We start from the raw sequence: 14,697 nt of genomic DNA on the forward strand, positions 1-14,697 counted from the left end.
GGTCTTATGTCAGATGCCGTTCAGATTGTCTGGCGCCCCTGCAGCAGTGGCAGGGCGAAACGCGCCTCGATCCGTTTCAAAAGCTCATCGCGCACCCCGCGATAGGCATCCAGAATGCGCTCACGGGTGCCGGTCTCAAGCGTCGGATCCGCCGTCTGCCAATATTCAACATCAATTGCCTGGGCTCGTGTCGCTTCAAGAGCCCGATGATGGGCCTCAGGCGACAGCGTCACGATGATGTCGAAATAATCGTCTTCAAGCTCATCCAGCGTCTGCGGCGGATGTTTGGGCAGCGATAGGCCGATCTCCTCCAGTACGACATCGACGAACGGATCTGCCTCGCCTGCCTTTACGCCAGCCGATCTGACATAGATATCGGGAGGCAAGAGACGTTTTGCAATAGCCTCCGCCATGGGAGATCGGATCGCATTCATGCCGCACATGAACAGGATTGCGCCCGGGCGTTTGGATTGGCTCGACCCTGCGGTGGTCTCCATGCTCACCCCCGCCAATAGAGTACACAGACCAGCGTGAACAGACGCCGCGACGTGTCGAAATCCAAGAGGATCTTGCCCTTCAATCGGTCTTGCAGGATTTCAGAGCCTTCGTTGTGAATGCCCCGTCTTCCCATATCGATCGCTTCAATCTGTGACGGCGTGGAGCTTCGGATGGCTTCATAATAGCTTTCGCAGATCATGAAGTAGTCCTTGATGATCCGCCGCAGCGGCGTCAGCGAAAGGATATGCGTGGCAACCGCCTCCCCGCTTTCAGTCGAGATTGAAAAAACCAGTTTGGAATCCATCAGCGAAAGCTGAAGTCGGTAAGGACCACCAGCATGGCCAACGGGCTCGAATCGGTTTTCCTCGATCAGGTCAAAGATAGCGACGGCTCGTTCATGTTCGACATCCGGCGTCGATCGGCCGATGCTGTCGTCCAGCACCACGTCGAACAGCCGAAAGTCCCCATTTGCCATCAATCATCACCCCTGGTTCAGGCGAATAGAAACCGAACGGGCGTGCGCATCAAGCCCCTCTGATTGTGCAAGCGTGATGGCGGCCGGTCCAAGCTCTCGCAACTGTTCGGGACCCAGCCGAAGGATGGAGGTCCTTTTCACGAAATCCAGCACGGACAGGCCGGAGGAAAAGCGCGCAGAACGCGCAGTCGGCAGAACATGGTTCGAGCCGCCGACATAGTCGCCGATGACTTCCGGCGTATGACGCCCCACGAAGATAGCGCCTGCATTGCGGATGCCGGCAAGCAGCCTGTCCGGATCGGCAACGGCAAGCTCCAGATGCTCCGCGGCGATGCGATTGGCGAGCGGCAATGCTGCCTGCAGATCGGGGACCTGGATAATCGCACCAAAATCGCGCCAGCTCAGGGCCGCGGTTTCGGAGCGGGAAAGCGTCTTCAACTGACGCTCGACGGCCTGCTCGACAGCAAGACCGAGTGCTCTGTCATCGGTAATGAGGATCGCCTGAGCGCCCGCGTCATGCTCGGCCTGGGCCAGAAGATCAGCCGCCAGCCAGTCCGGATTGTTTTCGCCATCGGCAATCACCAGCACCTCCGAAGGTCCGGCAATCATATCGATACCGACCGTGCCGAAGACCTGCCGCTTTGCTGCGGCGACATAGGCATTGCCGGGACCGACGATCTTGTAGACCGGCGCGATGGATTGCGTTCCATAGGCAAGCGCTGCCACGGCCTGCGCACCGCCAATGCGATAGATCTCCGAGACACCGGCAATCCTGGCGGCAACCAGAACGGCGGGGTTGATCTCTCCGCCGGAGGCAGGGCAGACCATGACGACACGCTCGACACCGGCCACGCGCGCGGGAACCGCGTTCATGAGAACCGAACTCGGATAGCTTGCCGTACCGCCTGGAACGTAGAGACCTACCGCTTCGATGGCGGTCCAGCGCGACCCCAGACCAACGCCGAGTGCATCCTCGTAGATGTCGTCCTTCGGCATCTGGCGGGCGTGATGTTTCTCGATCCGATGGGCGGCAAGTTTCAGAGCCTCGATGACGGCATCATCGACTGCGGCGAAAGCGGCTTCAATCTCTGCGTCCGTTACCCGCAAACCCACCTGCTTAAGATCGACGCGATCAAAGCGGCTAGAATAGTCGATCAGGGCCTCATCGCCGCGAATGCGGACATCATCCACAATCGCCCGCACGGTCGCATTTACATCTTCAGAAACTTCGCGCTTCGTGGTCAAGAATGCCGCGAACCGCGCTTCAAAGTCCCCTGCCGTCTGATCCAGCCAGATTGCCACCGTTTCATCCCTCTATCATTCAGAACGAAAATGGCGAGGCCGCCGTCAGGCGTCGTGCTTCGGCCGGTTTTCCGTTCCCCAGACGCCACCGGTATCTGCCAGTTGCGCCTCAATACATTCCACATCCAGGCTGATCGCAGAGCCACCCGCCAAGGTCAACTCGATCGTGCCATCCGGCCCCTCATCCTTTCGAGAGAACCGTATCGCCAGAAGGGAGTAGACAGCCTGGTCGTCCCGCCGATCAATACCCAAAGTGCGCACCGCTTGCACGCGCTTGAAGCTCAAGGCAGCCTTGCGCCGCTCGTAACCTTCGCTCGCCCGCGCCGCCTTTTCCCACACAAAGCGGTTTACCACCAGAGAGAAATGGCCGCGTTTTCCGTGCCATTCGAGATCCGATGCCTTGAACACACTATCCTGCATATGGGCCGAGATGATTTGCAGATCTTCATCATCAAGCGCAAGCAGTTTCAGTTCTGTCATCTCTGCCATGGAGAGCCTCTTCATCGCGCCGAAACCGGCTTGTTCATCTGGCTCTGGAGATAGGATGAGCGGCGACAGGAAACAACCCGTCACCGCCGCAAGCTGTCACTCGCTGACGCGCTCCACGACCGCGCCGCAGCGGGTGAGCTTTTCTTCCAGCCGCTCGAAGCCGCGGTCCAGATGATAGACGCGGTTGACGATGGTTTCACCTTCGGCTGCCAGACCTGCAATGACAAGCGAGACGGAAGCGCGCAAATCCGTTGCCATGACCGGAGCGCCCTTAAGGCGCTGGACGCCTTCAACGCGCGCCATCTGACCGGAGAGCGAAATACGGGCGCCCAGACGTGCCAGTTCCTGCACATGCATGAAACGATTTTCGAAGATGGTTTCAGTGATGTGCGACACGCCGCTGGAACGGGTCATCAGCGCCATGAACTGCGCTTGAAGATCCGTCGGGAAGCCGGGGAAAGGTTCTGTCACGATATCGACGGGGTGAATGCCGTGGCCATTTCGTACCACGCGCAGGCCAGTTTCAGTTGCCGTGATTTCAGCCCCCGTCTGGCGCAGAACATCCAGCGCATTCTCCAGCAGGGCGGCGCTGGTGCCTTCGAGCGTCACATCACCGCCCGTCATGGCAACGGCCATGGCGTAGGTTCCGGTTTCGATGCGATCGGGCAGCACGCGGTGACGGGCGCCGGAGAGGTTCGTCACACCCTCGACCGTGATGGTCCGGGTGCCTGCGCCGGTAATTCTTGCGCCCATTGCATTCAGGCAGTTTGCAAGATCCTCGACCTCTGGCTCACGCGCAGCATTATCGATGATCGTGGTTCCCTTGGCCAGGGTCGCCGCCATCATCATGACGTGGGTTGCGCCGACAGAGACCTTGGGGAAAGTGTACTTTGCACCGACGAGCCCACCGGACGGCGCTGTCGCATTGACATAACCACCGTCGATTTCGATGTCGGCGCCAAGGGCCTGCAAACCTTCGAGGAAGAGATCGACGGGGCGCGTTCCGATGGCGCAGCCACCCGGCAACGAAACGCGAGCCTTGCCTTCACGCGCAAGAAGCGGCCCGATGACCCAAAAGCTGGCCCGCATCTTCGACACGAGTTCGTAAGGTGCTGTGGTGTCTGCAATCGTGCGGCAGGTGAAATGGATGGTGCGGGAATAGCCATCCTCCTGCCGCTCGCGGCGACCGTTCACGGCAATATCGACACCGTGGTTGCCAAGGATACGCATCAGACCTTCGACATCTGCCAGATGCGGCACGTTTTCGAGCGTCAGCGTATCGCTTGTGAGGAGCGATGCGATCATCAACGGCAGCGCCGCATTCTTCGCGCCCGAAATGGGGATGATTCCATGCAGCCGATTGCCACCCGAAATTCTGATGCGATCCATTCAATCTTTACGGACAGCGAAGTCCGCCTTTCCTGTTGCGGGGTTTGGCAGTGGCCGCCTTTTGGGCCGTCCCGCCAATCCAAACCAAATCATCTTGCCTGCAAGTCGCGACTCAGACCACTCTCCTGATCCGGTCCGTCTGGATGAATATCCAGTCATAGAAGTGGGGCGTGCATAAACGAAATCGAGAAATCCTTCAATTCTTCGCTCGTCTCGGTAACAAGCCCGCGGCATTCAATCGTCTGATTGGTGCGGTTTTGCGGCAGGTAGTCCATCTGTCAGGTCGGCCTCTCCATCGCGGCGGGCGCGGGCCTGCTGTTTGCGACGTTGCAGATTTTCGCGCAGCTTCTGGGCTGCACGCGCACGCCGCAACTCAGCCTCGGTAGGCTGGCGGCGCTGCACGATTGAAGGGTCCGATTCGTTCTTGTCGCTCATGCAGAACTCCATAGCCGATCACGAGGGATTGCTGAAGAGAAACAGGTTTTGATGAGTTTTGGCAAATTTGTAGAAGTTGCGGCTTGCGCTGCCGGTCAAGCTATGGCAATAGGCCGCTCACTTGCAGCGCGGCAACACATCGACGCGCTCCTGCTGCAGTAGCTCAGTGGTAGAGCACTCCCTTGGTAAGGGAGAGGTCGGGAGTTCAATCCTCCTCTGCAGCACCATTCTACCAAGACAAACTCAATTAGTTTGCCGAAACGGGTGATGGTTAATCATTGGCTGCTTTCTGTGTTCAGAAATTAGCAAAGCATCAAGGTTCTCAGACAATACTCGGCTGAATACGCGATCTGATTCGGATTGCACCTGAACAGGTTAAGTCTCAGCCTGTCGCCGGGAGCTCATTCGGGTCGATCATGGATCATTCCAAGGGGTTGACGTCATGAACACGGTACAGATGAGCGGCGAAGAAGTGCTCGAAATCATTGCGTTTCGCCTGCACTCCCAAGAATTTTGCGTGCGCACCACCTCTATCCGCGAAATTCGCGGCTGGGCGCCGGTGACGCCGATTCCCCATTCGCCTTATGAAGTTATCGGCGTGATGAACCTTCGCGGCACGGTCATCCCGATCGTCGATCTGGCCGTCAAACTCGGCATGCACAATACCGAGGTCAATGAGCGCAGCGCCATCGTTGTGGCCGACATCAAGGGCATGACCGTGGGCCTGCTGGTTGACCGCGTATCGGATATCATGACGATCCCGTCGAGCCGCCTTCAGCCGGTTCCGGCTGCCGCAGGCTCCAGCGGCACCTTCTCCGACGGTCTCATTGCCCATGACAGCGGCATGATCTGCTTCCTCAATCTCGAGCGCATGTTCGACGCAGGCGACGATGATTGGGGCATGGTGGCCTGAGCCGAATTTCGGCTCCGGATCAGAAGTTTGCCACAAGCTTGCGGTGGATCGCCGCAAGATCGCCCTCGCGTCTCGCCCAGAGATTGGATTCCCATTCGAGCGCAGTCGTGACAATACGGTCGAGCGAATTGTATTTCGGCTTCCAACCAAGCAAACGCCGAGCAAGGGTGGAATCCGCAACCACGGCTCCTGCATCTCCTGGACGGCGTGGACAGAAGCGAACCGGGAAGTCCGTTCCATGTACACGCTTCACCGATTCAATAACCTGCAACACGGAATAGCCTTCGCCATAGCCGCAATTGGCGACGATCGGGTCCCCGCCACGCCGCAGGTATGACAGGGCATTGAGATGCGCGGCAACCAGATCGCTGACGTGGATGTAGTCACGAACGCCCGTGCCATCCGGTGTCGAATAATCGGTACCGTAGACGTCAATCGAGGGCCGCCGACCAAGTGCTGCTTCGCAGGCGAGCTTGATGAGATGCGTTGCCCCTTCCGTCGAGAGACCCGTGCGTCCCTTCGGATCGGCTCCGGCGACGTTGAAATAACGAAGCACGACATAGCGGAAATCATGCGCACGCGCGGCATCCCGTAGCATCATCTCCGACATCAGCTTGGACTGTCCGTAGGGGTTCTTCGGCACGGTGGGATTTGTTTCCCGCACCAGGCCCTCGCCGGCCTCGTCGCCGTAGACAGCCGCCGTCGATGAAAAGACAAAGTGCTTGATGCCAGCCTCGATGGCCGCAGCGGCCAGAACGCCGGTCTTAGAGGTGTTGTTCTCGTAATATTCAAGCGGATGGGCGACAGACTGAGGTACAACGATGGAGCCCGCGAAATGCAGGATCGCATCGATGCTGTGTTCGGCAAAGACCCGTTTCAGGGTTTCGCGGTCACCGACATCCCCGAAATAAAAGCGCGCCGCATCCGGCACCGCCCAGCGGAAACCAGTGGAGAGGCGATCGAGAACAACAACCTCTTCGCCAGCATCCAGCAATGCCCAAACCATATGGCTACCAATGTAGCCCGCTCCACCTGTCACCAGAACAGCCATGTCCGATGCTCCTGCCAATTTTGTTCTGGCAGCATGGAAACATGTTCCGCTTCAGGAGACCTTACCGCGGAGCTTAACGGTAAGGTATTGTTCTGGCAGTGGAAAACGAAGCGTCTATAGTTTCGCTACAATTTTACCCAACTGCGCCATGAAGGCACTCAGAGCTTGGCGATATACTCGGCCAGACGCCCCGCCGCTTCAGTGATCTGCTTGGGATCGCGCAGGAAGCAGGCACGCAGAAACGCACCGCCGCCAGGACCAAAAGCGGTTCCCGGCGCAAGCCCCACAAGCGTTTTGTCCACGATGTCGAAGGCTGCTGCACGAGGGTCGTCGATGCCGTCGATCTTCAAAAACGCATAAAGTGCACCATCGGGCTTGCGGGTCTGCACGCGGTTTGTTGCGATCAGCGCGTCGCACAGGATATCCCGCGACGTGCGGGCGCGTTCGATATTTGAGCGCACGAATTCATCCCCCTGTTCCAGCGCAGCAATGGCTCCGCGTTGCATGAACGGTGTCAGCCCTGAGCTGGAATACTGGATCAGATTTTCGAGCACCTGACCGATTTCAGGCGGCGCAACGATCCAGCCGACACGCCAGCCGGTCATCGACCAGTTCTTGGAAAAGGAATTGGCGTAGAGAATGCGGTCTTCAGGTGCCTGTATATCCATGAAGGACGGCGCGCGAGCACCATGGTAGTAATAAAGGGCGTAGATCTCATCCGCGATGATCCAGAGCCCATGCTTACGGGCAAGCGCCAGAATCGCCTGCAGATCGTCCTGCGTTGCGGTCCAGCCCGTCGGGTTAGAGGGCGTATTGATGAAGAGCGCCCTCGTGCGTGGCGTGATCGCCTTTTCAATCTTTGTCACGTCCAGCGACCAGCCACCGTTGACATAGTCCACCTCGACCGGCACCGGATTAGCCCCCGAAATGCCAACGGCGGCGACGATGTTCGGCCAGCTCGGCGTCAGATAGACGATCTCGTCGCCGGGCGAGGCAACTGCCTGCACGCACAGATTGATGGCGTGCATGCCTGAACTGGTGGCGAAGAAATGTTCGAATGGCCGCTCAACGCCAAAATGACGCTGGTAGTAGCGCGAGAGAGCCTGGCGCAGTTCCGGCAGACCACGCTGCCAGGTGTAGAATGTTTCCCCGGCGTCCAGCGCGTCTTTGGTGGCACGATTGATGAAATCGGGGCTTGGCAGATCGCCTTCACCTGCCCAGAGCGGGATAAGGCCCTGACGTCCTCGTGCATAGTTCACCAGTTCAACGATACCGCTTTGCGGCGCGGCGAGCGCACGGGCGCTCAGGCTTTCCTTCAAGGTCATGCAATCGATCTCCAACGGTTGCATGTTCATAAAGGAAAGCGCGAGCAAAATCCCATTCGTTTCAGTGTACGAACATTCGATTGATTTGATGGATCGCGATCAGGCGCGGGTCTTGAGAAGATCGCGGATCTCGGTCAGCAGTTGCACATCGGCCGGTGGCGGCGCCGGGGTCGCGTCCGCCGGCTTCTTTTCCTCGGCCGCACGGATGCGGTTCACGCCCTTTACCATCAGGAAGATGATCCAGGCCAGAATGAGGAAGTTGATGATCACGGTCAGGAACTTGCCGTAGGCAAAGACCGGCCCCTGCGCCTTCGCGGCCTCAAGGGTCGGCGCCGTAACGGTCGAGCTCAGGGCGAAGAAATAATCGGAGAAATCGATGCCTCCGATGACCACGCCCACGACGGGCATGACGACATCATTGACCAGCGAATTGACGATGCCGGTAAAGGCGCCGCCGATGATAATACCGACGGCAAGATCCACAACATTGCCCTTGGCGATGAAAGATCGGAATTCGCTAACCATAGACATGACTGTTCCCCTCAGTTTTCAATGACATGCGCTGTTTCTACTATAGCGACGACTTCCGCCTTGGGAAGGTGCAATGGACGATGAGCATCTCCGGTCTAGTACTTTTTGCCAAGGTCGCATTCATTTCCAAGCCGCCGCTTTTCGCCTAGTATCGTCGCTCAAGAGGTTGGCGTCATGCCAAGGCGGAGGTGCAATGCTGCCCGGCTGGATCATCGTTCTGTCCGCATGCGGCTATATTCTCCTGCTGTTTGCCGTAGCAAGCTATGGTGACCGCAGGAGCAGACGCTTGGGTACACGCTCCGGCGGACGGCCTGCGGTCTACGCGTTGAGCCTTGCAGTCTATTGTACATCCTGGACCTATTTCGGCGGCGTTGGACTGGCAGCTCAGAAGGGCCTCGAATTCACCGGGATCTATATTGGTCCCATCATCGCTTTCACGCTTCTCATGCCACTCGTTCGCCGCATCGTCGAACTGGCGAAGGCGGAGAAGCTGACATCGGTGGCGGACTTCATCGCCGCGCGCTATGGCAAGAATTCCGGCGTCGCTCTTCTCGTCGCACTCATCTCGCTGATTGGCGCGATCCCCTACATCGCGCTCCAGCTCAAGGCGGTGTCGAGTTCCGTTGCCGCCATGGTGGATCCGTCCGCCTTCGGCCTTGGCAGCGGCAATCTTCATTTCATCGATCTGGCACTGGTCGTTACTCTGCTGATGGCCGTGTTCGCAGTGATGTTCGGTACACGGCATACGGATGCGACAGAACATCAGGATGGCTTGATCCTGGCCGTCGCCATGGAATCGGTGGTGAAGCTCATTGCTTTTCTCACCATCGGTCTGGCGGTGATTTTTCTCATCTTTGATGGGCCACTGGATCTATGGCACAAGGCATCGGAAAGCATGCTGGTGGAGGCCGCGCTTCAGTATGAGACGCCGCTGTCGCGCTGGCTTCTCCTGATTGGACTTTCCGCCTTTGCCATCATCATGCTGCCGCGACAGTTCCATGTCACGGTGGTCGAAAACCGCACAGCTGGCGAAATGCGGCGCGCCAGCTGGCTGCTGCCACTCTATCTAATCGCGATCAATATCTTCGTGCTGCCTGTGGCCATCGGCGGCCTGATTACTTTCGGCGGCACGGGCAATATGGACCTCTACGTCCTGCAGCTGCCACTCTCCAACCATCTGCCGATCATTACCCTGATTGCCTTCATCGGCGGCTTCAGCGCCGCCACCGCGATGGTCATCGTCGAGTCCGTTGCCCTCTCGATCATGATCTCCAACGATATTGTCTTGCCGATCTTCCTGCGTCGAAAGCTGATGGTATCAAGCGACGACCGGGCGGATTTCGCCAAACCGCTCTTGCGCATACGCCGGACCGCCATCTTCGCCGTCCTTCTACTAGGTTATGCCTATTATCGGGCGGGAGACAGCGAGACGGGTCTGGCTTCCATCGGTCTGCTGGCCTTTGCCGCAACGGCACAGATTGCGCCCTCCCTGCTTGGCGGCCTGTTCTGGCGACGAGCAAATGCTCGGGGTGCGATCGTTGGAATGTCACTGGGCTTTCTGGCCTGGGCCTACCTTCTGTTCCTGCCGAGCCTGGGAGGAACGGACAACTCGCAGCTTGCGGCCACCATCCTCAATTTTCTTGTCCCCGGAACCAACCTGTTCTCCGGCTCGCATTCCGATCCGCTGGTCAATGGCGTCGTGCTCAGCCTGCTGATCAACTGTCTTGCCTTCGTCGTCGGTTCCTTGTCGCGCAATCCACGACCCGTCGAGCGGATCCAGGCGGGCATATTCGTCAAGCGTCAGTCGCGCTCGCAGTTTGCGACACGAGGCTGGAAGACACGCGTCAGCGTGGGAGATCTGAAGGCGGCGATTGCGCGCTATCTCGGTAACGAGCGTATGCGGCGCTCATTTGCCAACTACGAGAACACGCTTGGGCGCAAGCTATCGGACGACACGGCTGCCGATATGGCCTTGATCCATTTTTCGGAGCAGCTTCTGGGAAGCGCGATCGGCTCCTCTTCCGCAAGACTGGTTCTTTCCATTCTGATGCAGAAGGCGGAAGACGCGAATGCCGATACGGCATGGCTGCTGGATCAGGCGTCCGAAGCGCTGCAATACAATCAGGACATTCTTCAGACTGCTCTCTCGCAGATGGATCAAGGTGTTGCCGTCTTCGACAGTTCCGACAAGCTGGCGATCTGGAATCGTCGCTTCCGGATTCTGCTGGACCTGCCGGAACAGGTAGGACAGGTGGGATATCCTCTGCGGGACATCATCGACATTCTGGCTGAGCGCGGCCACATCGCCGGTGACGATGTCGATACGGTGATTGCACGGATCAAGACGCTCGACATGCCGTTCTCGCTGGTATTGCGAGGCGGAGAGCGCATTATCGAAGTGCGCTCGAACACGATGCCCGACCACGGCATCGTTGCGACCTTCACGGATATGACGGAACGGGTTGCCGCAGCGCAGGCCCTGAAGCAGGCAAATGAAACGCTGGAGCAGCGCGTGGAGGAGCGTACGGCAGAACTCACGCGCGTGAATCGCGCGCTGGCCGAGGCCAGAGCTGCCGCCGACGAAGCCAATCTCGGCAAGACGCGCTTCTTTGCGGCGGCTGGCCATGACATCTTGCAGCCGCTCAATGCCGCGCGCCTCTACTCCTCCTCGCTTGTCGAAAGACTGGGCGAATCGGAAAACAGCCAGATGGTTCGAAACATCGACTCAGCGCTGGAGTCCGTCGAAAGTATTCTTGGCGCTGTCCTCGACATCTCGAGACTGGATACGGGTGCCATGAAGCCGCGAATGGCGACGGTTGCTCTTGGCGAGCTTTTCCAGAAAATCGAAACGGACTTTGCACCGATCGCGCGAGAGAAGAACCTGAAGTTCAAGGTTCTGCCTACCAGCCTTTCGGTACGAACTGATCCAAATCTTTTGCGGCGCCTCGTCCAGAACCTCGTTTCCAATGCGATCAAATACACGGTCAGCGGCAAGGTTCTCGTGGGTGCCCGTCGGCGCGGAAACGAGGTCGTCATCGATGTCGTCGATTCCGGCATCGGCATTCCTTCCTCGAAGTTCAAAACCGTGTTCAAGGAGTTCACCCGGCTGGACGAAGGTGCAAGAACAGCGACCGGCCTCGGTCTTGGACTTTCCATCGTCGATCGAATTTCCCGAGTGCTGTCGCATCCGGTCGAGCTCGCATCGACACCCGGGCGTGGCACCATCTTTCGGGTCAGAATGCCGCGTGAACTGGTGACCCTGGCAAAGCCACGCAAAGATGCCGTATCTCGTGTCGCGGCACAGCCGTTGTCTGGTTTGCGAATCCTCTGCATCGACAACGAACCTCGTATTCTGGAAGGAATGCAGCTCCTGTTGTCCGGCTGGGGATGTACAGTGCTGACCGCCAAAAGCGTCTCGGATCTGGACACACTGTATCCGGACCGCAGTTCCCCTCCCGATATCGTGATTGCGGATTATCATCTCGACGACGAGACAGGAATTGATGCAATCCTGACGCTGCGAAAGCTCCTGGGGGCTGCCGTTCCTGGACTGGTGATCACCGCGGATCGAACCCCGGAAGTGCGCGCAGAAGCCGAAAAATATGGTCTTGGTCTTCAGCACAAGCCTGTGAAGCCTGCCGCGTTGCGCGCGTATATCACGCAGATCGCCGGCTTGCGCCGAGCTGCTGCAGAGTGAACGTGACATTCACTCACGGTTCATGAGACACTTGTGACAATCTCCAAATCACAATAGACGCCGCACCGGGGAACCGCTCCACCGAGTGTGCGTTAAGAGCCTCATCATCCAGCCCGAAGAGGCCCACCGGACCGATTGCAAAAGCGATCAGTGCCGCCCAAGGAGAATGCGAACGATGAAACGCTATGATCTCATCGATGGAATGCGAGGATATTTCCTCGTCTTCATGCTGATCAATCACCTCGTATTCGCCGGCGGCTATTGGCTGGTGAACATCAATCACAACCAGTTGGCCTTCGTGGAAGACGCGCAAGGCTTTGTCTTTCTATCTGGTCTTTTGATCGGCATGGTCTACGTGCGAAAGATGGTCAAGAACGGCTATGCAGCTGGACGTCAGGCGATCTATTCACGCGCTTTCGAGCTCTATCGGTATGCGATGGGGATCGTAATCTGCGTGCTGGCAGCACAAATGTTCCTGCCCGGCGCTTACTATGTCTGGTACAACTGGCTAGGCTACACGACATTCGACGACCCGCTACGCCTTGCGGCAATCGCCACCTTCGTGTTCCAGCCGACCTTCATGGATATCCTGCCGCAATACATCATCTACATGCTGTTTGCGCCGATGCTGGTGAAGCTCGTTATCGACGGCAAGTGGGCCCATGTGATGGCTGGTTCGCTCATCCTGTGGATGGCCGGACAGCTCGGCCTGCAGAAGCTGGTGACAGGCCCGATCAACGAATTTTTCCTGCGTCCTGATGAACAGGGCATCCGCGCGTCCTTCAACCTGTTTGGCTGGCAGATCGTCTTCTATTCCGGTCTTGTTCTCGGCGCCATGACGTCTCTGAACAAGATCAACTGGACGGGCATCTTCTCTCCGAAGAATACGTTCATCCCGACGATCTGCGTGCTGATCTGCGCCTTCTTCCTGCCGCTTCGCATCATGACCGCCCATGGCCTGATGCCAGGCGACCTCGTGGCCAAGTTCGCGACAATGGAAATTCGTGCTGATTTCGGCCCAGTCTATCTGATCAACTTTGTCGCGGCTGCCACGCTGATGACATGGATGATCATTGCCGGACCCAAGCATCCGGCCCTGTGGGTACGCCGCATCGCGAATGGCATCATCTGGGTTCTGTCGCTGAAATTTCTGCAGTTGCTCGGACGTCACTCGCTTTATGTCTACGTCTGGCATGTCGGTATCGTCTATGCCGTCTACTATTTCGACGGTCGTACACCGGAACTGTCCGAACTGACGAAAACGGCTATCGCCTTCTCGTGCATCGGACTCCTGGCAATACCTGCGCTCTGGCGCGAGCGCGACAAATGGCTTCCGATGGGCGGCTCTACGGCGCCTGTGAAGGTCGCAGCTGGCAAGAAGGCCTGACCGCCGCGAACCCTGCGAAACTGGTCAAGGCGGCGAATGCCGCCTTTTCCTGTTATCACGCAAGCACTGAGTCTCTTCGCATCGGAAAGACTGCGCGCAGCCCCTCCGGACGATAGTCGAGGGTACAGGGAGCACCAAAACCCGTTGCAAGCCGTCGCACCAGGTCCGTGCCAAAGCCACTACGCGTGGGAGCTTCAACCCCGGTTGCCCCCTGCTCTTCCCAGATCAATTGCAGCCAGCGCTCTTCACGGTCTGCCTGTTTCGGAGCCTCACAAAACTCCCAGCTGACCTTGATCGAACCCCTCTCCTGCGCCAACGCTCCATATTTGAAGGCGTTGGTACCAAGTTCATGCAGGATGAGGCTCAGCGAAATAATGGAAGAAGCATTGAGCTTGAGGGTTGGCCCCTCTAGCGACAGTCGATCGCCAGAGGTCAGGCCGAGCGGCTCCACTGCAGAGAGGATCGTATCCCGCATTGATGTCGTCTCGCCGGAAAGAGAACCGCGCAACAGCGAGATCGAATGCCCCATGGCCTGAATGCGCTTTCTCAATTGCGTACCCAGTTCCTGCGGAGTTGTAGCGTAGCGTTGCGAAAGCGTGATGAGGCCACTTGTTGTAGCCAAGAGGTTCTTGAGCCGATGATCAACTTCATCGGAGATCAATTGCTGCATCTGCAGGTGCCGGGTCAGATCCTCCTTGGCTCGCTGTTGTTCAGCATAGGCCGATAGCAGGAGCCGCAGAAGACCCAGGTCAATCGCTATGACAAGAAAGAAGAATGCCAGCGCGGTGAAGGACTGGGCATTCAAGCCAAAACTTTCAATTGGCGGAATGAAAAAGTACCAGGCTACGAAAGCCGAGATGCAAGCATTCAATATGGCCGGCAGCATTCCAAAGACAAAACCAGTCAGGATCACTGCCGGGAAAAATGTGAGGTAAGGGAAACCTGCGGGCAGATAGGAATCCACCGCGAAACGCGCCCAGACAGCGACTGCCTCGATGACTAGGGATGCCACATAGGCAATCGCAATTTCTCTCGGTTCCGGCGTTTTCAGAGTGGAACGGAAGGCTGGAAGCTGTGACAGCAATCGCACCAAACGGCCATCCCTGGCAGCAAAGCGCAGATTGGGGTCGTCCGTTACAGGCAAGGACGATGGGTCAGGACCATACTGCTCGTCGGCAAGATTACTCATTTACGCTTCCTGCTGT

At 57.9% G+C, this 14,697-nt stretch carries 13 protein-coding genes and 1 tRNA gene; 4 read left to right on the forward strand and 10 right to left on the reverse strand.

Translation table 11 applies throughout. From position 1 onward, the window contains the following. Positions 1-20: 20 nt before the first annotated feature. The 6 genes from G6N80_RS08525 to G6N80_RS08550 all read right to left on the reverse strand — a co-directional run bounded on the left by G6N80_RS08525 (position 21) and on the right by G6N80_RS08550 (position 4,588). A complete protein-coding gene (locus G6N80_RS08525) occupies positions 21-497 on the reverse strand; it encodes an arsenate-mycothiol transferase ArsC (protein WP_062555321.1) in 477 nt (158 codons plus the stop codon). A 2-nt stretch (positions 498-499) separates the two neighbouring features. Next, on the reverse strand, positions 500-973 hold the full coding sequence (locus tag G6N80_RS08530) for a UPF0262 family protein (protein WP_062555320.1): 474 nt from the start codon (positions 971-973) through the stop codon (positions 500-502). Between the two features lie 6 nt (positions 974-979). Next, the gene (hisD, locus tag G6N80_RS08535) at positions 980-2,275 is read right to left on the reverse strand and encodes a histidinol dehydrogenase (protein ID WP_165133019.1); all 1,296 of its coding nucleotides are present in this window, start codon (positions 2,273-2,275) and stop codon (positions 980-982) included. 45 nt (positions 2,276-2,320) lie between these two features. Then, positions 2,321-2,755: a DUF2948 family protein gene (locus G6N80_RS08540; RefSeq protein ID WP_062555493.1), complete on the reverse strand. Its 435-nt coding sequence runs from the start codon at positions 2,753-2,755 to the stop codon at positions 2,321-2,323. 105 nt (positions 2,756-2,860) lie between these two features. Beyond that, positions 2,861-4,153, reverse strand: coding sequence for a UDP-N-acetylglucosamine 1-carboxyvinyltransferase (murA, locus tag G6N80_RS08545; protein ID WP_165133050.1), 1,293 nt, complete (start codon positions 4,151-4,153; stop codon positions 2,861-2,863). Positions 4,154-4,387: 234 nt separating this feature from the next. After that, positions 4,388-4,588 (reverse strand): hypothetical protein, encoded by a 201-nt coding sequence (locus G6N80_RS08550; protein WP_165133053.1) that lies wholly within the window; start codon positions 4,586-4,588, stop codon positions 4,388-4,390. 152 nt (positions 4,589-4,740) lie between these two features. On the opposite strand from G6N80_RS08550, the gene G6N80_RS08555 reads away from it, so the two are divergent. After that, positions 4,741-4,815, forward strand: a tRNA-Thr gene (locus G6N80_RS08555). Between the two features lie 215 nt (positions 4,816-5,030). Beyond that, on the forward strand, positions 5,031-5,501 hold the full coding sequence (locus tag G6N80_RS08560) for a chemotaxis protein CheW (RefSeq protein WP_062555294.1): 471 nt from the start codon (positions 5,031-5,033) through the stop codon (positions 5,499-5,501). A gap of 19 nt (positions 5,502-5,520) precedes the next feature. On the opposite strand, the gene galE is transcribed toward G6N80_RS08560, so the two are convergent. The 3 genes from galE to mscL form a co-directional block, all read right to left on the reverse strand. Beyond that, on the reverse strand, positions 5,521-6,552 hold the full coding sequence (galE, locus tag G6N80_RS08565; protein ID WP_165133056.1) for a UDP-glucose 4-epimerase GalE: 1,032 nt from the start codon (positions 6,550-6,552) through the stop codon (positions 5,521-5,523). A gap of 158 nt (positions 6,553-6,710) precedes the next feature. Next, a complete protein-coding gene (locus tag G6N80_RS08570) occupies positions 6,711-7,877 on the reverse strand; it encodes a pyridoxal phosphate-dependent aminotransferase (protein ID WP_165133059.1) in 1,167 nt (388 codons plus the stop codon). A 99-nt stretch (positions 7,878-7,976) separates the two neighbouring features. Beyond that, a complete protein-coding gene (mscL, locus tag G6N80_RS08575; RefSeq protein WP_062555292.1) occupies positions 7,977-8,402 on the reverse strand; it encodes a large conductance mechanosensitive channel protein MscL in 426 nt (141 codons plus the stop codon). Between the two features lie 199 nt (positions 8,403-8,601). Between mscL and G6N80_RS08580 the strand changes: the two genes are divergently transcribed. Both G6N80_RS08580 and G6N80_RS08585 read left to right on the forward strand, forming a co-directional pair. After that, a complete protein-coding gene (locus tag G6N80_RS08580) occupies positions 8,602-12,105 on the forward strand; it encodes a PAS domain-containing hybrid sensor histidine kinase/response regulator (RefSeq protein ID WP_062555291.1) in 3,504 nt (1,167 codons plus the stop codon). A 175-nt stretch (positions 12,106-12,280) separates the two neighbouring features. Continuing rightward, entirely contained in the window at positions 12,281-13,492 is a 1,212-nt protein-coding gene (locus G6N80_RS08585) for an OpgC family protein (protein ID WP_062555290.1), read from the forward strand. 55 nt (positions 13,493-13,547) lie between these two features. Here G6N80_RS08585 and G6N80_RS08590 read toward each other — a convergent pair whose 3' ends face one another. Next, on the reverse strand, positions 13,548-14,681 hold the full coding sequence (locus G6N80_RS08590; RefSeq protein ID WP_062555289.1) for a sensor histidine kinase: 1,134 nt from the start codon (positions 14,679-14,681) through the stop codon (positions 13,548-13,550). Positions 14,682-14,697: the final 16 nt, after the last annotated feature.

This window comes from Rhizobium rhizoryzae (genome assembly GCF_011046895.1).
GTDB classification, from domain to species: Bacteria; Pseudomonadota; Alphaproteobacteria; order Rhizobiales; family Rhizobiaceae; genus Neorhizobium; species Neorhizobium rhizoryzae.